The sequence below is a fragment of the Thiocapsa marina 5811 genome (assembly GCF_000223985.1).
GTDB lineage: Bacteria > Pseudomonadota > Gammaproteobacteria > Chromatiales > Chromatiaceae > Thiocapsa > Thiocapsa marina.
Window position 1 is genome coordinate 397,353 of sequence record NZ_AFWV01000001.1, and the last position, 19,524, is coordinate 416,876.

Consider the following 19,524-nt stretch of genomic DNA (forward strand, 5'->3'; position numbering starts at 1 on the left):
AGATGAACCAGGCCATACCATCATCCACAACTCGTTGCAGAGGACCGTGCTCACTCGGAGGCACGACGCAAGAACAGGAAAAGGTCTTTCGCCGAAAAACGCCGTTGAATAGGGCCTATCCGGATGAAAAATCGCTTTCGGCTCCCATCTCATGCGCTTCGGGGCCTGCCGGAGTTACCCCTTGGCAAGCCCGACAGCCGGAGCCGACATGACACAGACCCACCCCATCGATACCGCCTTTCTGCAACGGCTCAGAACCCTGCTCGGTCATCGTTGCGAGCAGGACGGGCAGGTCTGGCGCCTGATCGACATTCTCCCCGGCGAGGGGCTCGCGGTGCTCGAGTCGGATCTCGCCCGCCCCCCGATCCAGATGGACCAATACGGCCGCGCCAGCCATCGCGCGAACGCGATCCTGCAGGTCCGAATCCTCGACCCGGAGTCGGGTGAGCTGAGCATCGAGATGCAAGACCTCCTGGAATGCCTTCGGTCGACGCTTCGGGCCTGAGTCACGGCCAAAAAGCCCGGTCGAACCGCAAAGGCGCAAAGATTGCCAAGAGCGTCGCATCGAGAATTTCACGTCTAAACCGCGTCGACGCCAACGCCGATCCGTGCGAAAAGGCACCGACTACAGCCACGCCAACCGCCGGGCAGAGGACGCGGTTTAGGCCAGATGCAACTCGGCCTTGGCCAGATCCGCGGCCGTATCCACGCCCGGCCCTGGCTCGGACGCGGCGACGGCGACATGGATGCGCTCGCCGTGCCAGAGCACGCGCAGTTGCTCGAGCGACTCCGCCACCTCCAGTGGCGAAGGCGCCCAAGCCAGATAGCGTTTGAGGAAGCCGACGCGGTAGGCGTAGAGCCCGATGTGGCGGAGAAAGGCAACCGATGTCGGCAGCTCGGCGCGATCGGCGAGAAACTCGTCGCGGTGCCAGGGCATCGGGGCACGCGAGAAATAGAGCGCGTAGCCCTTTGCGTCCGTGACCACCTTCACGACGTGCGGATCGAAGAGGATCGCGCGATCCGAGATCGGCGCAGCCAACGTGGACATGCCCAGATCGGCGATGCCCGCCAGGTCGCTCGCGACCTGATCCAACAAGGCCGCCGGCATCGCCGGCTCGTCGCCCTGCAGGTTGACCACCACCACGTCGTCGCCCCAGCCGCGCAGACCGATCACCTCGCTGATGCGCTCGGACCCGCTGCGGTGCTCGCTGCCTGTCATCACCACGTCGGCACCGAAGCCGTGACAGACATCGGCGATTCGCCGATCGTCGGTCGCAACCAGGATCTCCGCGGCGCGACTCTCGCGCGCACGCTCCACAACGTGCTGAATCATCGGCTTGCCGGCGATCGACAAGAGCGGCTTGCCGGGCAAGCGCGTAGAGCCGTAGCGCGCGGGAATGACGACCTTGAATCCGACGGAGTCCTCGGACATCTCTCGATCAGACATGGGTCTGTGCCTCCAGCTTACGAAAGAATGCCTCGACGAAGGCCTTGTCCAGCTCGGCCTCCACGGGCAGAAACCAGTGATCCTCGCCCGCAAAGGACTTGCACTTCACGGCGTCCTTCTCGGTCATGAGCACCGCGCAGGGCGGCCAAGCCGCGAGATCGGACGGTGCAAAGGGATAGTGATCCGGGTAGGCGCGGCCCTCGACCTCGAGACCCAGACCGCGCAGCATGGCGAAGAAGCGCTCGGGGTTGCCGATCGCGGCGACCGCAAAGACCGGCCGCCCGAGGAAGTCCGCGATCGGTGCGGAGATGCTTGGATTACGGAGATTGACCGCCTCGCCCGGAACCAGACGCATCCGGTACCCGCCGTCCTTGTCGATACCCGAGCCGTCGCCGTTGGTCAGCACGAGATCAACCGTATCCAGTCGCCCGCGCGGCTCGCGCAACGGCCCGGCGGGCAGACAACGGCCGTTGCCCAAACCGCGCGCGCCGTCGACGAGAGCGATCTCGATGTCTCGCGCCAACCGATAGTGTTGGAGCCCGTCGTCGGCGAGCAGGATGTCTACGTCGCCCCGAGCCAGTGCGAGCGCGCCTGCCGCGACGCGATCCGGTCCGGCGACGACAGGACAGCCGCTGCGCCGGGCCAGCAGCACCGGCTCGTCCCCGAAATCGGCGGGCTCGCCGTCCGGAGGTACCCGGCGCGGCGCAGCGGATCCGCGCCCGCCGCGCCGTGAACCATAGCCCCTCGTGATGATCGCGGGACGCCGACCGCGCGCCCGCAGGAGCCCCGCGAGTGCCAGAACTGCCGGGGTCTTGCCGGTCCCGCCGACGGTGAGATTGCCGACCACCACCACGGGCACCGGCAGGCGCCGGCTCGCGAGCCAGCCCTTGCGATAACCCAGGCGGCGCAGCTGGATCACCAGGCAATAGAGCCAGGAGAGCGGTGCGAGGACGAGGCCGAGCGGGTGACGGCCGTACCAGATCGCATTCGGGTCCACTACTTGCGCCCCCAACCCCTCACGGGTGTGCCGCGGCGCGCGAGGCTCGACGCAGCGCCGAGCGAGTCGTGCGGCCCGACGTCGGCACAACCGAAACCGCGTCCGGAGCGGCATGCGTCGTCTTCGTTTTGCATTTGGCTTTGGAGATGTCCTCGATCGCGTTGAGACGCGGTTTAAAATTTACTATTTTTTAGGATCTTAAACCGCGCCGACTCAAACGCTCGTCACGTCTGCAGAGGCCGATCCCATCCAAAAACATCGCATACCGAGCCGGGCGCGGTTTAAGACGCGGCCGGGGACTCGCCGGCATCGTGGAATTGGAGACGATGCAGCCGGGCGTAATAGCCGTCATGCGCCAGCAACTCAAGGTGGGTGCCCTGCTCGACGACGCGTCCGTTGTCCATCACCAGGATGCGGTCGGCGTTCTCGATGGTGGAGAGACGATGGGCGATCATCAGGGTCGTTCGGTTCGCCATCAACTCCTGCAGGGCGGCCTGGATATGGCGCTCGGACTCGGTGTCGAGCGCCGAGGTCGCCTCGTCCAGGATCAGGATCGGGGCGTCTTTGAGCATGGCACGGGCGATCGCGAGACGCTGGCGCTGCCCGCCCGAGAGCATGACCCCGCGATCGCCGATCCGCGTCTCGAAGCCCTCGGGCATCGCCTGGATAAAGTCGAGCGCGTGCGCATTCACGGCAATCCGCTCGAGCGTCTCCCGGGTCGGCGCAACGGCCTGACCATAGGCGATGTTGTTGGCGATGGTGTCGTTGAAGAGCACCACGTCTTGACTCACCAGCGAGATCTGGGCACGCAGACTCGCCAAGGTCAGCTCGTAAATCGGAATGCCGTCGATCAGGATCTCGCCAGCGGTCGCGTCGTAGAAGCGCGGCAGCAGGCTCGCGACCGTGCTCTTGCCGCTGCCCGAGCGCCCGACCAGCGCGATCCGCTCGCCCGGCGCGATCAGCAGATCGAGATCCCGGATTGCCGGCGGCTTGTCGGGCGAGTAGACATGGGTCACGCCGCGGTACTCGACGCGCCCCTCGGCACGCTCCAGGGCCTGCCGTCCCCGATCCCGCTCCTCCTCCGCATCCAGCAGCTCGAACAGGCTCTGGGCGGCGATGATGCCGCGCTGCAGATGGGCATTCACCGAGGTCAGACGCTTCACCGGCGGCAGGAGCAGGCCCATGGCGACCACGAAGGACATGAAGGTGCCGACCGAGATGTCTTCCTTGAGCCCCTGCATGGTCGAGAGATAGACGATCACGGCGATCGCCACGGCCGAGATCAACTGAACCAGCGGCACGCTCGCCGCCTCGGTCGCGATCATCTTCATCTGCAGCGAGCGGGTCTTCTCGTTGATGGCGCTGAAGCGTCGCGCCTCGAGCGGTTGGCCGCCGAACGCCTTGACCACCCGATGGGCCTCGATCGCCTCCTGCGCGACCTGGGTCAGCGCACCGACGCGGTCCTGGATGCGGCGGCTGTGGCGGCGAAAACGTTTGGTCGCGTACTTGACCGCGCCGGCCATGAGCGGGCCGATCACCAAGAAGATCGCCGACAAGGCCGCGTTCAGGTAGAGCATGTAGGCCATCAGACCGATGACGGTGAAGCCGTCGCGCACCAGTGTCGTAATCGCAGAGGTGGCGGCGGTGGCCACGTTCTCCACGTTGTAGGTCAGCTTCGCGAGGATGTGTCCCGAGCCCTGGTTGTCGTAATAGCGCGTCGGGGCGCGCAGCAGGTGCTCGAACATCTTTTGACGCAGATCGGCCACCACGCGTCGCCCGACCCAGCTCAGACAATAGTTGTTGACGAAGCCGGCGATCCCGCGAAAGACGAAGAGCACCACCAGCACGAACGGCATAAGGCGCACGATCTCCTCGTTGCGGTCCACGAAGCTACCGTCGATCAGCGGCTGCATCATGGCCGCGAAGAGCGGCTCGGTCGCCGCGAAGGCGATCATGGCGACGATCGAGACGCTGAACATGCGCCAGTAGGGTTTGACGTAGCCGAGCAGCCGTCGGTAGATCGGACCGGCCTCGACCTCGGAGCGGGACGCGTCATCGGTCATTCGGCGATCTCCCCTGCGGATGGCTGCACGGGCTGCGGGAAGGACGGCGGGGCGGATTGCCCGAACGCGGTTCGCGCCGGTTCGGCATCGTCGTCTCGGACGCGGGTCGCCGCGAAGGCGATCTGCACCAAACCCGCCTGACTGGCCGCGTCGAGCGCCGTCATCACCGCCTGATGCGGCGTCTGTGCATCGGCCTGGATCAGCACGGGTAAAGGCTCGTCCTCCCCGAGGCGTTCCTTCAAGGCATCGACCAAGGTCTCGGTCGTGCCATCGAGCACGGCCCGATCGTCGACATTGAAGGACCCGGTCCGATCGATCACGAGCCGGATCATCTCGGGCTCTTCGGCCGGAATCTCCTCGCCTTGCGCCTCGGGCAGCTGCACGCGCAGCCGCGCCTCGTCCTTGAAGGTGGTGGAGACCATAAAGAAGATCAGCAGCAGAAAGACCACATCGATCAGCGGGGTGAGGTTGATGTCGGCCGGTTCGCGACGGTGCGGACGCAGATTCACGCGGAGACCTCGCCGGCCTCGCGCTCGCCCTTCATCACCTCCACGAGCCGCAGCGAATGCTCCTCCATGTCGAGTGCGAGCCGTGCAACCTTGTTGTCGAAGAAACGATGAAACATCAGCGCCGGGATGGCGACCGACAGTCCGGCCGCGGTCGTGATCAGCGCTGTGGAGATCCCGCCGGCGAGCACGGCGGCATTGCCGACACCGGCGTCCATGATGACGCCGAAGACGTCGATCATGCCGAGAACCGTTCCCAGCAGACCCAAGAGAGGGGCCACCGAGGCGATCGTCCCCAGACTGTTGAGAAAGCGCTCCAGCTCGGCCACCACCTGCCGGCCGGTGTCCTCGATCGCCTCCTTCATGATCTCGCGCGAGTGGTTGCGGTTGATGAGTCCGGCCGCGAGCAAGCGCCCGAGCGGTGAACCGGTGCGGATCTCCTCGATCCGCGCGTCGGTCAGCTCGCCCCGACGGTGCCACTCCCAGATCCGGGTGACCAGATTCGCCGGCATGATCCTCGAGCGGCGCAGCGTCCAGCCACGCTCGATGACGACCGCGGTGGCGATGATCGAGCAGGCGACGATCGGCACCATCAACCAACCGCCGGCATACATCACGTCAAGCAAGAGGGAAGCTCCTTATTTAAACCGGCCGCATCGCGGCACGCACGGCGTTGCACGGACGCAATGGTACTCCCTCGACCCGCATCGGCAACCTGCCGCGGTGCAGCGAGGCCGGTCCGCCTTGCCCGAGCGGTCGCGCCATCCCTGCCCTCGGCCCTGTTTACCCCGCGTGAGTATGGTAGCCTTCCGCCGCATTGCCGAGGTGCGCACGCCGGCCTCGGCCGTACACCGGACCCGGCGACTGACGGGCTCGGGGGAATAGTCATCATCGAGGGGGAACACCGATGGGATGGACACTGCTTGGCCTGATCCTGCTGGCCGCGATTCTTGTCGTCGTCATCTACAACCGCCTGATTGCCGGACGCAATCGCTACAAGAACGCCTTCGCTCAGATCGACGTGCAGCTCACGCGCCGCTATGACCTCATCCCGAACCTGGTGAAGGTCGCCGAGCGCTACATGACCCATGAGCGCGACACCCTCGAGGCCGTCATCCAGGCCCGCAACCAAGCCGTCGGCAGCCTCAAGCAGGTCGCGGCCGATCCGGGCGACACTGCCGCGGTGGCAATGCTGGCGCAAGCCGAGATGGGCGTGGCCGGCGCGCTGGGCAAGCTGTTCGCGCTCGCCGAGGCCTACCCGGACCTCAAAGCCAATCAAAACATGATGCAGCTCTCCGAGGAGCTGGTCAGCACCGAGAACCGGGTCGCCTTTGCACGCCAGGCCTTCAACGACGCCGTCATGGGCTACAACAACCTGCGCGAGGTCTTCCCGAACAACCTGATCGCAGGCCAATTCGGATTCACGCCCGCACAGCTGCTGGAGATCGATGCGCCGGAGAAACGCGAGGCCGTCCCAGTCGCCTTCTAAACCGCGCTCGAGCGTGTATGGAAGGGTTGCGGTCGGGAACGACCTCGCCGCGACCCATGACCACGGCAGAGCGCGGTTTAGAATATTTTATTATTTTTTATATACTTAAACTGCGTCCGCTCCAACGCCGGCAGATGTCATCCAAGACCACACCCAAGCGAAAACCCCACATGAACACTAGGGACGCAGTTTAATTGGACTTCTTCGCGCATCAGGACCGGGCCCGGCGGCGCACGCATCTCCTCGTCGTCCTGTTCGCCCTCGCCGTGATCAGCATCGTTGCGGTCGTCGACCTGGTCGCGCTTGCGTTCCTGGGACTCGGCTCGGATCCGCAGGGGGTCATGCTCACCCCGGTGCTCTCCGGGGCCGCCGTGCGCGAAAGCCTCCCGCTGCTCATCTGGGTCTCCGTGCTGACCGCGGGTGCGATCGGGCTCGCCAGCCTGTTCCGCATCCTCACGCTGCGCAACGGCGGCGGTGCGGTCGCGCGCGGGGTCGGCGGGGTCATGGTCAACGCGGATACGACGGATCCGCAGCTACAGCGCTTGCGCAACGTGGTCGAGGAGATGGCCATCGCCGCCGGCGTGCCGGTGCCTCAGATCTACGTGCTCGAGCAGGAGGACGGCATCAACGCCTTCGCTGCGGGTTATTCGCCGGCCGATGCAGCGATCGCGGTCACCCGGGGTGCACTGCGGACACTGAGCCGATCCGAGTTGCAGGGCGTCGTCGCGCATGAGTTCTCGCACATCCTCAACGGCGACATGCGGCTCAATATCCGGCTGATCGGGATCCTGTTCGGGATCCTCGTGCTCGCCATCATCGGCCGACTCATGCTCTCGGTGCGACATGGCCGGGCCAGCAAGCAGACGGGCGCGATCCTCATGATCGGGCTCGCTCTGGTCGCGACCGGCTATATCGGACTCTTCTTCGGCCGGCTGATCCGGGCTGCCGTGTCGCGCCAGCGCGAGTTTCTGGCCGATGCGTCGGCCGTTCAGTTCACCCGCGAGCCGGAGGGGATCGCGGGCGCACTGAAGAAGATCGGCTCCGCGCCGGCCGGATCGGCGCTCGCATCCGACAGCGAGGAGATCGGGCATATGCTCTTCGCCGCGGGTCTGACGCGCCGGCTTCTAGCCACTCATCCGCCGATCGCCGATCGCATTCGTGCGATCGAGCCCGGCTTCGACCCCGCGGAGCTCGAGACGATGCACGTCATGCAGTCCGCGGCTGCGCCGAGCGAGGTCGGCGTCGTCGCCTCGATGGCCGAGCCCCGCCCGGCCGTCGAAGCTCGGCCGAGCGCCTCGAGCCTCGATGCCGATCGTATCGTGGAAGCGATCGGTCGGCCCGATACGGCACGGATCCAGGTGGCGGCTCGACTGACCCGGGCGATCCCGGAGCCACTCGCACGCGCCGCCCGCTCGACCGAGTGGGTGATGACGGTCGTCTGTTATCTTCTGATCGACCCGGACCCCGAGATCCGCGAGCGCCAGCTCTTGATGGTCGCCGAGACGCTCGGCAGCGAAGGCGAGCGCCAGGCGAGCACCCTCCTCTCCGCGGTACCGAGCCTCGCCGCGGATCTGCGCATCCCGCTGCTCGAGATCGCCTTCCCGTCCCTGCGCCGTCGTCCGCAGGCCGAGCTGACGCGACTGACGGCGCTGCTCGAGCGGTTGATCCATGCCGACGGACGCATCGATGTCTTCGAGTATGTGCTTGCACGCCTGCTCGCGCAGCAGATCCAGGACACCATCACCCCCGCCGATGCGCGCAGCGCCGGCACTGCCCGACTCTCCGACTGCGAGAACGAGGTCCGCGATCTGTTGGTCATCCTGGCGGTGCACGGCAACCCGGACCAACGCGCCGCGCGGACCGCATTCGCCGCAGGTCTGGCATCGCTCGGGATGCGTCCGCGCGAATTGGCCCGGATCGGACCGGACGACTGGCCGGATCGCCTCGACCATGCGCTCGCCCGGCTCGATCGACTGCGCATGGACGACAAGCAGCGTCTGCTCCGTGCGTTGATCGCAACGCTGAAACACGCCGGGATCAGCCGGACGGAGATCGAGCTGTTGCGCGCCGTCGTCGCGGCGCTGCATGTCCCTCTGCCGGTGTTGGACTGATGACGCGCCCCGAGATTCGGCGTGTGCCGAGCGCGGCGGCGCTCGCCGCCGCCCGCACACCCACCGAGCTGCTCGCCGGACTCTACTCGAATCGTGGCCTGAAGAGCGCGGAAGAGGCCGCACCCGGACTCTCTGCGCTCCACCCGGCAAGCGCGCTGCGCGGGATCGATCGAGCGGTCGATCTGCTGGTGCACACCATCCGCGGCGGCGGCCATCTGCTGATCGTCTCGGACTACGACGCCGACGGTGCGACCGGCGGCGCCTTGGCGGTCCGGGGCCTGCGTAGCCTGGGTGCTGCGCAGGTCTCCTACCTGATCCCGAGCCGGTTCGCGTTCGGCTACGGCCTGAGTCCGGCAGTGGTGGACGCCGCCGCTCCGCGCCGGCCGGATCTGCTGATCACGGTCGACAACGGCATCGCCAGTCTCGCCGGGGTCGCGCGCGCGGCGGAGCTGGGCATCCCGGTCCTGGTGACGGATCACCATTTGCCCGGCGAGCGGCTTCCGGATGCCGCGGCGATCCTCAACCCCAATCAGCCGGGCTGCAACTTCCCGAGCAAGCACCTGGCCGGCGTCGGTGTCGTCTTCTATCTCCTGGTCGCCGCGCGTACCCGTCTGCGCGCGCAGGGCTGGTTCGGTGCCGGACGACCCGAGCCCAACCTGGCCGATCTGCTGGATCTGGTCGCACTCGGCACGGTCGCGGACGTGGTGACCCTGGACCGCAACAACCGGATCCTGGTCGAGCAGGGACTCAGACGCATCCGCGCCGGGCGATGCAGCCCTGGCGTGCGCGCATTGCTGACGATCGGCGGCCGGGATCCGAGCCGTGCGACCGCGACCGATCTGGCCTTCTGCGCCGCGCCCCGACTCAACGCCGCCGGTCGGATCGAGGACATGTCGGTGGGCGTCGACTGTCTGCTGACCGATGACCCGCAGGTCGCCGCGGACCTTGCTGCGCGTCTCGATGCCCTGAACCGCCGACGCCGCGAGATCGAAGCCGAGATGAAGGACGCCGCCGAGTCCTCGCTTGCGGGGCTCTGTCTGGACGGTGCCGCACTGCCGCCCGGACTCTGTCTGTTCGGCGAGGATTGGCACCAGGGCGTTTCGGGGATCGTCGCGGCACGGATCCGCGAGCGGTATCATCGCCCCGTGATCGCCTTTGCGAACGGCGGAGACGGATTTCTGCGGGGCTCGGCGCGATCGGTCGAAGGGGTCCATGTCCGAGACCTGATCGCGCTGGTGGATCGGCAGGATCCGGGCTTGATCGAGCGCTTCGGCGGACATGCAATGGCGGCCGGTCTGAGCATCCGACCGGAGTCTTTACCCCGGTTTCGCGAGGCCTTTGCGGAGGCCGTGCGCACCGTCGTCGGCGACCGACCGCCGCAGCCACAGATCGCATCCGACGGTGCGCTGCCGCAGCGTCTCATGACCTTGGAGACGGCAGAGACCCTGCGCGTGGCCGGCCCCTGGGGGAAGGGCTTCCCGGAGCCCTGTTTCGACGGGACCTTCGATGTCTTGAGCGCACGTCTGGTGGGAGAGCGCCATCTCAAGCTCCGTCTTGCCGGACCCGCGGCCGAGGGCGCGCCGATCGAGGCCATCGGCTTCAACCTCGGCGAGCAGATCTCGGAGGCCGGCGGCACCGTGAGGCTCGCGTACCGATTGGACGTCAACGACTACCGAGGCAACCGCTCGGCACAATTGATCCTCGAGCATCTGGAGCCGACCGCATGAAGGATCTTAAACCGCGCCCCGTGTGGTATGCGATGTTTTCGGACGGGATCAGCCCCGGTCGTTTTGACGACCGCTGGAGCCGGCGCGGTTTAAGAGATTAAAAAATAGATTATTTTAAACCGCGTTCACGTTGAGGGTCGTGGATGCAACAAACGTCGCGCTCACTCGAAAGTGCGCATCTCGCTCTGGACGCGGTTTAAATCGCAAAGGCGCAAACAGCGCACAGGTTTTGTTTGACGTGATCACGCCGGCCGCCCGGTCGGGGTCCGACGCTCTTCTGTGGCACGACGCGAACCACATCGCGGCGTGCCGGTGCGGTTCGCAGGCTCACCGCACCCTACGCGGCTTATTTTTGGATTTCGCGATGAACGCTACGATCGACGACGAAGACGGGTACGAGGACGAAGAGCGCGGCCCGAGCAAGAGCCAGCTCAAGCGCGAGAAGCTGGCCCTGCAGGCATTGGCCGAGCGTATGGCCGGGATGCCTCGGGCCGAGCTGGAGCGCCTGAACCTCAGCGCAGCAACCTGGGCGGCCTTGGACGAGACGCCTCGGATCAAGGATATCCGCGCCCGCGGTCGCCACTGGAAACGCATCGCCAACCTGCTGGAGCGCGAGGACATGGCCGCCGTGCACGCCTTGGTCGACCAGGCCGAGGACCGCGAGCGCAAGGCGGCGGCGCATCTGCATGCGTTGGAGCGCTGGCGCGAGCGCCTCATCGCCGACGACGAGGGCGCGCTGAGCGAGTTCATCGACGCATGCCCGGAGGTCGACCGCCAGCAGCTGCGCACCCTGATCCGCGCCGCGCAGCGCGACCAGGAGCGCGGCCGGCCCGATGCACCGCGCAAGCTGTTCCGCTTCCTGCGCGATAGCCTGGAGTCCAGCACGGAAATGTAGGATGGGTTTCGCTGCGCTCGACCTGGACCGGAACCGAGATGTCGGAGCGGAGAGGATGGGTTTCGCTGCGCTCTACCCATCCTACGCATTGCTTGGTTTTTTGGCTCCGAATTTGCTGCCTGTGATCATTTGGAACTCACATGAATACCGCGATTGAACCGGCACCTGTGGCGGCGAGCTCGACCGGACAGCCGAGGGTAGACCATCCCTCGCTCTCCGTGGTCATCCCCATGTATCAGGAGATCGACAACGTCGAGCCCATGCTGAAACGCGTCCACGAAGGACTTGCGCAGTATCGCGGCGCTTGGGAGCTGATCTGTGTCGACGACGGCAGCCGCGACGGCACGGGGGAGCGTCTGCGCACGGTCGGCGAGCGTTACGGCGCGCATGTACGGGTGATCCGACTCAGGCGCAACTTCGGCCAGACCGCGGCCATGCAGGCCGGATTCGACGCCGCCCGCGGCGAGCTGATCGCGACCCTCGACGGCGATCTGCAGAACGACCCGGCCGACATCCCGCGCATGGTCGAGGAGCTGCTCGCACGCAACCTGGATCTCCTGCAGGGCTGGCGTCGTCAACGCCAGGACGCGTTCGTCATGCGCAAGCTGCCCTCGAAGATCGCCAATGCACTGATCGGCAAGGTGACCGGCGTTGCCTTGCACGACTACGGCTGTAGTCTCAAGGTCTATCGCGCCGAGGTGATCAAGGAGGTCACCCTGCTCGGGGAGATGCACCGCTTCATCCCGGTCTGGGTGGCCGGCGTCACCGCGCCGGAGCGTATCGGCGAGACCGAGGTCGCCCATCAGGCGCGCCGGTTCGGGACATCCAAATACGGGATCTCGCGCACCTTCCGGGTGCTGCTCGACCTCTTGTCGGCCTTCTTCTTTCTGCGGTTCGGATCGCGGCCGGGACACTTCTTCGGCTCGATCGGGATCCTCTTCGGCGTGGTCGGGAGCATCCTGATGGCCGAGATGCTCTGGGTGAAGTTCGGGCTCGGACAGCACATCGGGACACGGCCGATGCTCTTCGTGGCCATCCTCTTCCTGGTCGTCTCGATCCAGTTTCTGACCACCGGGGTGCTCGCCGAGCTGATGATGCGCACCTTCTACGCCTCCGGCGAGCACACACACCATCGGATTCGCTGGCAGTCCGATCCGGCGCACGCAGACTGGAGACACTCGACATGACCCCGACACTCGCCGATCGCAGCCAACGCGCAGTGCTCGGGCGCATCCTGACCTCGCCTTGGCTGCTCGTCGCGATCGTGCTCCTGAGCTTCTACTGGCAGTTAGGCGCGGTACCGCTCTACGATCTGGACGAGGGCGCCTTTACCGAGGCCACCCGAGAGATGCTGGCGAGCGGCAACTTCATCACCCCCCACAAGGACGGGGAGCCCCGCTACGACAAACCGGTGCTCATCTACTGGTTGCAGGCGGCCTCGACGCAGGCATTCGGATTCAACGAGCTGGCGTTGCGTCTACCCTCGGCGATCGCCGCAACCCTCTGGGTGCTCGCGGTCTGGGGCTTCGTGCGCGAGCGCCTGGACCGCGAGAGCGCGGTCGTCGCCGGACTGGTGATGGCCTTGAGCCTCCAGGTCTCGATCATCGCCAAGGGGGCGGTCGCCGATGCGGTGCTCAACCTCTTCATCGCGCTCGCCTTCTTCGAGATCTATCGCTATTACCTCGACCCGGACCCCGCAACCAACCGCCGCTTCGTGCTGCGCGCCTTCCTCTGGATGGGACTCGGCTTCCTGACCAAAGGCCCGGTGGCGGTCTTCTTTCCGGTGGTGGTCAGTCTTCTGTTCTTCGGGTCGCAACGCGCGCTGGGGCGCTGGGCGCAGGCAGCCTTCTCGTCCAAGGGTTGGCTGGTCTTCGTTGCGGTCGCCCTGCCCTGGTATCTCGCGGTCTATCTCGACGACGGGCCCGGATTCTTCCGCAGCTTCTTCCTGGAGCACAACGCCGGGCGCTTCGGCGATGCCATGCACGGCCACGCCGGGTTTCCGGGCTACTACCTGGTGATGCTGCCGATCATCCTGCTGCCCTTTACCGGCTGGTTTCTGCGGCTCTTGCCGGGGCTGCGCGCCGCCTGGTCGGATCCGCTCGAGCGCTTCCTCTGGATCTGGTTCGGCACGGTGTTCGTCTTCTTCTCCTTCTCCGGGACCAAGCTGCCGCACTACCTGCTCTACGGGGCTACGCCGGTCTTTATCCTGATGGCCAAGCATCGCGATCTACTGAAAGGCCGCTGGCTCGCCTTCGCGGCACCGCTGGTCTTCCTCGGCCTCCTGGTTGCGCTGCCCGGGGTTGTCGGCCTGGCCGAATCCCAAGCGGACCGGGCACATGAGGTCGCCATGTTCCAAGAGGCCCGCGGGCTCCTGGGGTTCGACTATCGGCTCGCCATGCTCGCCGGGCTGGCCGCGATGATCGGTCTGCTCCTGTGGTCGCGCCCGCCCCTTTGGCAACGGCTGGTCCTGGCCGGAGTGATCCAAACGCTGGTGGTCTACGGCGTCCTGGTCCCGCGGGTCTTCGAGGTGATGCAGGCACCGGTCAAGGAGGCGGGTCTGCTGGCGCGCGAGCTGGACCTCCCGACCGTGGCCTATCGCACCTCCATGCCGAGCTTCAGTGTCTATCGCGATGCCGTCACACCGAATCGGCCTCCGCTGCCCGGCGAGCTGGTCTTCCTGCGTGTCGACAAGCTCGACGCCCTGGCTGCTGATGTCCCGGGCCTGCAGCAAGACCTCGTCTATCGGCGAGGTCCGGTCGCGCTGGTGCGCATGGGTCGGGTTCAACCCTGACGACGTCGATGCATACCGATTTCATCGCATTCTGGAAACAGTCCATGCGCGAGGGTTTGGATGCGGGGGCCGCTCGAACCCCGCTCACCTCGCCGAGCGGTGCGGCCTGGTTGTCGGGGTGGGCCAGGGTCTGCCTGATCGTCGGCCTGACGCTCTATCTCGGCGTCGGATACGACGCCGGCTTCATCCGGATCAACGCCGCGGCATCGGCCTATCCGGACTGGGTCTGGCAGTGTCTGACGGTCTTGGGCGACGAGCGTGTGGCCTTCGCCTTGGCGCTCCTCTTCGCGCTGCGCTACCCGAGGATCCTCTGGGCGCTGATACTCGCCGCTTTGATCGCGGCCGCCTATAGCCGAGGATTCAAGGCGTTGTTCGACGCGACGCGTCCGCCGGGCGTGCTTTCGGCCGATGCCTTCAACCTCATCGGGCCGAGCCACACCCGCGCAAGCTTTCCGTCCGGTCACAGCGTGACGGCTGCGGTCTTTTTCGGGGTCTTGGTGTACTACGCACGCTGGACGGCATTGCGGGCGCTGTTCCTGGCGCTGGCCGTGCTGGCCGGGTTGAGCCGGGTCGCAGTGGGCGTGCACTGGCCGGTCGATGTGGCTGCCGGTTTGTTCGGCGGAGCACTCGCGGCCTGGCTCGGTGCGGTGCTTGCAGCCCGGTGGCCGGGACCGGCAACAAATCTATGGGTTCATGTCGCCGTCGTGAGCTTGGCGGTGATCCTGGCGGTCACGCTGCTTTTCGACGATGCGGGTTACCGCGCGGCGGCAACGCCCTTGGTCGTGCTCGGCGCTGTGGCGTTGGGGGTTGCGGGGATGCAGTATCTACTTCGACCCTGGCTCGGATATCGACAAGGCCCACGAAGCCCCGCGCAGCGCTGATCTGAGTGGTAGGGCGGACAAGCCCGTGGCGTCGGCGCGGGGTATGGTGGACTGCGCTGCGCTTGTCCACCCTACATCCGCGTCCACCCTGCAGGCTTGGCCAACCTACCGGCCGAACCCGAAGAAAGGCCGACCCGACAAACGAAGGATCAAAATTCGCCGGTCGCGCCGGCGGTAATGATGTCGAGCATCTGGCCGTTGATCCCGAGTGCCAGTGCCTGGAGCTCGGGCGGCAAATCATAGGCGCTGATCAGCATATCCAGGTTGAGCATCTGCAACCAGATCCGGCCGTCGTTGTCCTCGACCAGCGCGATACTGCACGGCATGTAGGCCGCGAAGATGGTGTTGAATCGCGCCATCTTGACCGCGTCTTCCGGATTGCAGAACTGGAAGATCTCCAGACGCATCGACTCGATGCCGCGATTTCCGACCTCTTGACCGACGTTCAGATGCGCAACCAAGCGCATATTGAGCTCGACCGCCTTCGAGAGCATGGCCTCGCCCGCCGCGTCGGCCGAGACACCGGGCGCAAGCCCGATCTTGAGCACCGTGTGCTCGACATCCGAGACGCGGATCTCGGGGGCAGCATTCTCGGCGGCCATCAGCGGCAAAGACGTCAGGAGGGCGAGTGCAACGACAAGGCTCAGGTGTTTCATTCTTGTATCCTCGAGATTTTCTTATGGGGTATCCGACGCGGGACTCAGTTCTTGTCGTCGCTCTTGTCATCGATGGTCGTCACGAAGCCGATGATATCGAGGATGTCCTGGTCGTTGTAGTCCACGAAGGTCTCGTCCTCCGGGTCGTTGGCATGCATCCGCTTGCCGGCCTTGAACTTTTCGATCTGCCGGAAGAGATAGCCATCGTATTGGCCGGCGAGCTTGGGACTCTCCTTGCGCTTGTTCCCTTCCGCCGAGCGTCCGTGGCAGGTCTTGCAGTCGCTCTTGTAGATATCCTCGCCGTTCTCGACATCCGCACCTTCCGGCGTCGGGACATCGAGCGGATGGACGGCGTCAAGGTCGATGCTCGCGATATAGGCGGATAGGCTGGCAAGATCATTGTCCGACAAGGTGCGCAGACCGCCGACCACGGTCATGGCCGCATGCTCGCGCGTGCCGTCGCGGTAGTCGGTCAGACTCTTCATCAGATAATAGTCGGGAAGACCCGCCAAGCGCGGGTACTTGCCGCCCAAGATGCCCTGCGAGTATTGGCCGTGGCAGAGCGCGCACTGGCGATGCAGGCGCTGCCCGTGATCCAAATCCGGCTCGAGATCGGTATCGGACGTGCTGGCGAAGACCGAAGGGGTGACGGCCAAGGTGCCCGAGAACGCGAGTGAGAACGCCAGCGCACGCAGAAAGGGAGAGCTCATACTCCAAACTCCAGGTGGATGATTGTTATCGTGAGCGGCTACGATAGGAGATCGGCCGCATAGGTGCAACCCATTCAGGATCTTGGGTTTTCTTGCCGATAGAACCCCTTCTTTCGGTAGGGTCGGAACCGGTCCGGCAGCGCCCGACGCGAGCGCCGGCGCGCTCCACGGCTCAGGAATCGGCCGAGGGTAGACTCCTGGTCCGCGGATCGGCATCCGGCTGCCCGATGCCGTCTCCCGCACGACTGCCGAGCAGGCTGGTTGCGATCTCTTCCGCCGCACGGCGCCCGGAATGCAATGCCCAGTGGATCGAGGGTGCCGATCGATACTCGCCGCAGGTCCAGAGCCAATCGGATTGGCGCAGCCGCACCGCACCCGGATAGACGACAGGCGGCGCCTGAACAGGCAAGGCACGCGGAATCCGATAGACCGCCAAGCGTGTCCAGGCCAGGGCCTGATCGCCGAACCAGCCGATCAGCTCCCGACGCAAATCGGTCTCGAGCGCATCCGGATTGTGCTCCGCACCGTGCACGTTGACCGCGATGAGGCTCTCGCCGCGCGGGGCATAATGATCCGAAAGATTGCTCGGACAAAGCAGGCTGTTGATCCGACCTCGCCCCTCGCCGTTGACCACGAGATACGGCCCCTCGATCGGCGGCGCGCTCGCCGCGAAATACGCGCAGGTGGTTCCCCGGCCAGCCATCGCGGCGCTGTGCGATCGACCCAGGAGACGCGCCGTTTCGCTGCCTTCGGTCGCCAGCACGATGGAGCCGGCGCGCAGCCGCTCGCCCGTGTCGAGCACGACCTGCTGATCCAAGATGCGCTCGACACGTGCGCCGGTTCGAATGGAGTCACGCGGCAGCTGCTGCGCAAGCTGTGCCGGAAGCTCGCCCATACCGCGCGCCGGCAACGCCGTGTCGCCCAGCGCGAAGGCGCGAAACACGAATTCGAAGGCGCGCGAGGAGACGCCCAGTCCAGGCTCGAAGAAGACGCCGCTGAAGAACGGCTTGAAGAAGCGCTCGATCATGCGGGCCGAGAAACCCAGCTCGCGCAGCAAGGTCAACGCCTCGCACTCCGGACGCGCATAGAGCGCTTGGAGATCGCCCGCCAGGGCGCGGCGACGCAGCATGAGGAGTCTTAGCTTATCGCCGAGGCTTCCGACCGGCGAGACCAGCATTTCGGGCAGACGTGTCGGCCGGCGCCAGATATCGCTGACGCGATGCAGCTGCCCCTGCGTGCGCACGAGCGCCCCCGGATAGAAGGGACGCAGCTCCAGACGCGCGTAGTCGAAGAAGCGCTGCGCCTCCGGATACCAGGTCTGCAAGACCTGAAAACCCCGATCCAGGAGGAAGCCGTCGCGTCGATCGGTGCGTACACGCCCGCCGGGGGCATCGGACGCCTCGAGCAGCAAGGGCTCGAATCCCTGCTCGCGAAGGGTGACGGCACAGGCCAGTCCGGAGAGACCGGCACCGATGATGATCACGTCTTTGCTCATGGTTGAACCGCGTTCGGAGTGCTGTGGATCCTGTTCATTTTAGCGTCGCCTTTGCCCGACCCGCATCGACGGCGGGAACGCGGTTCAACACGATTTCCGAAAGATTTCACCCAGGGAGTCAGTGCTCACGAGAGGAAGCACGACTTCCGCCGGCGGCTCCCCTCTGTCGGCTGCGCTCACCCGCGAGCGCTCTCTCCCGTCGCCAACCCGTCACGAAGCGCCGCCGCCTGCCGGCGAATCGCGCCGAGACGCTCGGAATCCATCCGCGCGAGATTCCGCCATTGCAACGCGGTGCGCGGGTGATTGGCGAACCGGTCCCGGTGCCGATCGAGAAAATCCCAATAAAGCGTCGTGAACGGACAGGCCGTCTCGCCGACGGACTCCTTCGGATCATAACGGCAGTGCCGACAATAGTTGCTCATCCGATTGATGTATTGGCCGGTCGCGACATAGGGCTTGGAGGCCAACAGACCGCCGTCGGCGAACTGGCTCATCCCGATCACGTTGGGCGCCTCGACCCATTCGACTGCATCGACGAACATCGCCAGGTACCAGGCATGGACCTCGCGCGGCTCCACCCCGATCAGCAGCGCGAAGAGTCCGGTCACCATGAGGCGCTGAATGTGGTGGCCGTAACCCTGCTCGAGCACCTGCGCGATCGACGCCCCGAGACAAGCGTAGTCGGTCTTTCCGGTCCAGTAGAACGACGGCAGCGGGCGGTGAGCCTCCAGGACGTTCAAGTCCAGGTAGGCCGGCCCTTCGCGCCAATAGATCCCGCGCACGTACTCACGCCATCCGAGGATCTGTCGAACGAAACCTTCGACCGACGCGAGCGGCGCTTGGTTCGCCTCCAAGGCCGCGTTCGCGGCATCGATCGCCGCGCGCGGGTCAAGCAGCTTGAGATTCAGGGCAGCGGAGATTCGCGCGTGATAGAGATAGGGCTCGCCGGTCCACATGGCGTCTTGCCAAGGTCCAAACGCGGCAAGCCGGTTGCGGATGAATTCGTCGAGCGCCTCCCGGGCTTGGACCGCAGTCACCGGCCAGTCGAAGCGCTCCAAGCTGCCCGGAGCATTCGCGAAGCGCCGCTCGACCAGCGGGATCAGGCCCCGCGTCACGGCGTCCGGCGGAAAGCCGATCGGCTCGGGTACCATGCCCGGGCCCTGCCGACCGAACGACTTGCGGTTCTCTTGATCCAGGTTCCACTGCCCGCCGACGGGCTGCGCGGCTCCCTCCGGGCCCTCCATCAGGATGCCTTCTCGCTTACGAAGGTGACGGTAGAAGTGCTCCAAGCGGAGCCCTTTGCGGCCGGCTGCCCAGCGATCGAAGTCCGCACGGGAGCAGATGAAGTGGTCATCCGGGCGAATCTCGAGCGGCACTGCGCCTGCCTCGGCGACACCCTGCAGGGCCGCGAGGACACGATGCTCCCCCGGCTCGGTCAGGATCAAGCGTTCCGGGCGCAGGATCCGAATCGCCTCGGCCAGACCCACTGCGAGCGACGGATCGGCCTCTGCATCCAGCGCCCGGTAGTGGACGCGGATCCCCTCGGCCTCCAAGGCATCGCGGAAGTGCCGCATCGCGGAAAGAAACAACAGGATACGCGCCTTGTGCGAGGGCACATGGGTCGACTCATCCACCGCCTCGCACATCCAGACGCGATCGCGTGCCGGATCCAGGTCACGCAACGCCGCAGCTCCGGCATCGAGCTGATCACCGAGAACGAGCACCAGATGTCGACAGGTTGGATGATTCATCGTTC

Annotated in this window: 17 protein-coding genes; 8 read left to right on the forward strand and 9 right to left on the reverse strand. The window is 65.7% G+C overall.

The features are described 5' to 3' along the window. Positions 1 to 208 precede the first annotated feature (208 nt). Entirely contained in the window at positions 209 to 505 is a 297-nt protein-coding gene (locus THIMADRAFT_RS01745; protein ID WP_007191224.1) for a hypothetical protein, read from the forward strand. A gap of 156 nt (positions 506 to 661) precedes the next feature. Here the strand turns inward: THIMADRAFT_RS01745 and kdsB are convergent, their stop codons facing one another. The 5 genes from kdsB to THIMADRAFT_RS01770 form a co-directional block, all read right to left on the reverse strand. After that, positions 662 to 1,447 carry a 3-deoxy-manno-octulosonate cytidylyltransferase gene (gene kdsB / locus THIMADRAFT_RS01750; RefSeq protein ID WP_007191225.1) on the reverse strand — a complete coding sequence of 262 codons (786 nt, stop codon included), beginning with the start codon at positions 1,445 to 1,447 and terminating at the stop codon, positions 662 to 664. Next, positions 1,440 to 2,444: a tetraacyldisaccharide 4'-kinase gene (gene lpxK, locus THIMADRAFT_RS01755; protein WP_040729205.1), complete on the reverse strand. Its 1,005-nt coding sequence runs from the start codon at positions 2,442 to 2,444 to the stop codon at positions 1,440 to 1,442. Before lpxK ends, kdsB begins: the two co-directional genes overlap by 8 nt. Before the next feature lie 281 nt (positions 2,445 to 2,725). After that, on the reverse strand, positions 2,726 to 4,507 hold the full coding sequence (gene msbA / locus THIMADRAFT_RS01760; protein WP_007191227.1) for a lipid A export permease/ATP-binding protein MsbA: 1,782 nt from the start codon (positions 4,505 to 4,507) through the stop codon (positions 2,726 to 2,728). Then, a complete protein-coding gene (locus THIMADRAFT_RS01765; protein ID WP_007191228.1) occupies positions 4,504 to 5,016 on the reverse strand; it encodes an ExbD/TolR family protein in 513 nt (170 codons plus the stop codon). Before THIMADRAFT_RS01765 ends, msbA begins: the two co-directional genes overlap by 4 nt. Next, a complete protein-coding gene (locus tag THIMADRAFT_RS01770; RefSeq protein ID WP_007191229.1) occupies positions 5,013 to 5,639 on the reverse strand; it encodes a MotA/TolQ/ExbB proton channel family protein in 627 nt (208 codons plus the stop codon). The genes THIMADRAFT_RS01765 and THIMADRAFT_RS01770 overlap by 4 nt, the downstream gene beginning before the upstream one ends. A gap of 281 nt (positions 5,640 to 5,920) precedes the next feature. Here THIMADRAFT_RS01770 and THIMADRAFT_RS01775 point away from each other — a divergent pair, with 281 nt between their 5' ends. From THIMADRAFT_RS01775 to THIMADRAFT_RS01805, 7 genes are all read left to right on the forward strand, one after another. After that, positions 5,921 to 6,502 carry a LemA family protein gene (locus tag THIMADRAFT_RS01775; protein ID WP_007191230.1) on the forward strand — a complete coding sequence of 194 codons (582 nt, stop codon included), beginning with the start codon at positions 5,921 to 5,923 and terminating at the stop codon, positions 6,500 to 6,502. A gap of 194 nt (positions 6,503 to 6,696) precedes the next feature. After that, positions 6,697 to 8,613 carry a M48 family metallopeptidase gene (locus tag THIMADRAFT_RS01780; RefSeq protein WP_007191231.1) on the forward strand — a complete coding sequence of 639 codons (1,917 nt, stop codon included), beginning with the start codon at positions 6,697 to 6,699 and terminating at the stop codon, positions 8,611 to 8,613. Further along, positions 8,613 to 10,340, forward strand: coding sequence for a single-stranded-DNA-specific exonuclease RecJ (gene recJ, locus THIMADRAFT_RS01785; protein WP_007191232.1), 1,728 nt, complete (start codon positions 8,613 to 8,615; stop codon positions 10,338 to 10,340). The genes THIMADRAFT_RS01780 and recJ overlap by 1 nt, the downstream gene beginning before the upstream one ends. Positions 10,341 to 10,704: 364 nt before the next feature. Further along, the gene (gene yjgA / locus THIMADRAFT_RS01790) at positions 10,705 to 11,235 is read left to right on the forward strand and encodes a ribosome biogenesis factor YjgA (protein WP_007191234.1); all 531 of its coding nucleotides are present in this window, start codon (positions 10,705 to 10,707) and stop codon (positions 11,233 to 11,235) included. A 140-nt stretch (positions 11,236 to 11,375) separates the two neighbouring features. Continuing rightward, the gene (locus tag THIMADRAFT_RS01795; protein ID WP_007191236.1) at positions 11,376 to 12,422 is read left to right on the forward strand and encodes a glycosyltransferase family 2 protein; all 1,047 of its coding nucleotides are present in this window, start codon (positions 11,376 to 11,378) and stop codon (positions 12,420 to 12,422) included. Beyond that, on the forward strand, positions 12,419 to 14,026 hold the full coding sequence (locus THIMADRAFT_RS01800; RefSeq protein ID WP_007191237.1) for an ArnT family glycosyltransferase: 1,608 nt from the start codon (positions 12,419 to 12,421) through the stop codon (positions 14,024 to 14,026). The genes THIMADRAFT_RS01795 and THIMADRAFT_RS01800 overlap by 4 nt, the downstream gene beginning before the upstream one ends. Before the next feature lie 8 nt (positions 14,027 to 14,034). Then, entirely contained in the window at positions 14,035 to 14,907 is an 873-nt protein-coding gene (locus THIMADRAFT_RS01805) for a phosphatase PAP2 family protein (RefSeq protein WP_007191238.1), read from the forward strand. A 149-nt stretch (positions 14,908 to 15,056) separates the two neighbouring features. Here THIMADRAFT_RS01805 and THIMADRAFT_RS01810 read toward each other — a convergent pair whose 3' ends face one another. The 4 genes from THIMADRAFT_RS01810 to THIMADRAFT_RS01825 form a co-directional block, all read right to left on the reverse strand. Next, the gene (locus THIMADRAFT_RS01810; protein WP_007191239.1) at positions 15,057 to 15,563 is read right to left on the reverse strand and encodes a DUF302 domain-containing protein; all 507 of its coding nucleotides are present in this window, start codon (positions 15,561 to 15,563) and stop codon (positions 15,057 to 15,059) included. A 44-nt stretch (positions 15,564 to 15,607) separates the two neighbouring features. Next, on the reverse strand, positions 15,608 to 16,273 hold the full coding sequence (locus THIMADRAFT_RS01815; protein WP_007191240.1) for a c-type cytochrome: 666 nt from the start codon (positions 16,271 to 16,273) through the stop codon (positions 15,608 to 15,610). A gap of 172 nt (positions 16,274 to 16,445) precedes the next feature. Then, the gene (locus THIMADRAFT_RS01820) at positions 16,446 to 17,768 is read right to left on the reverse strand and encodes a protoporphyrinogen/coproporphyrinogen oxidase (RefSeq protein ID WP_007191241.1); all 1,323 of its coding nucleotides are present in this window, start codon (positions 17,766 to 17,768) and stop codon (positions 16,446 to 16,448) included. A gap of 176 nt (positions 17,769 to 17,944) precedes the next feature. Further along, positions 17,945 to 19,519, reverse strand: a complete 1,575-nt coding sequence (locus tag THIMADRAFT_RS01825) for a cryptochrome/photolyase family protein (protein ID WP_007191242.1) — start codon at positions 19,517 to 19,519, stop codon at positions 17,945 to 17,947. Positions 19,520 to 19,524: the final 5 nt, after the last annotated feature.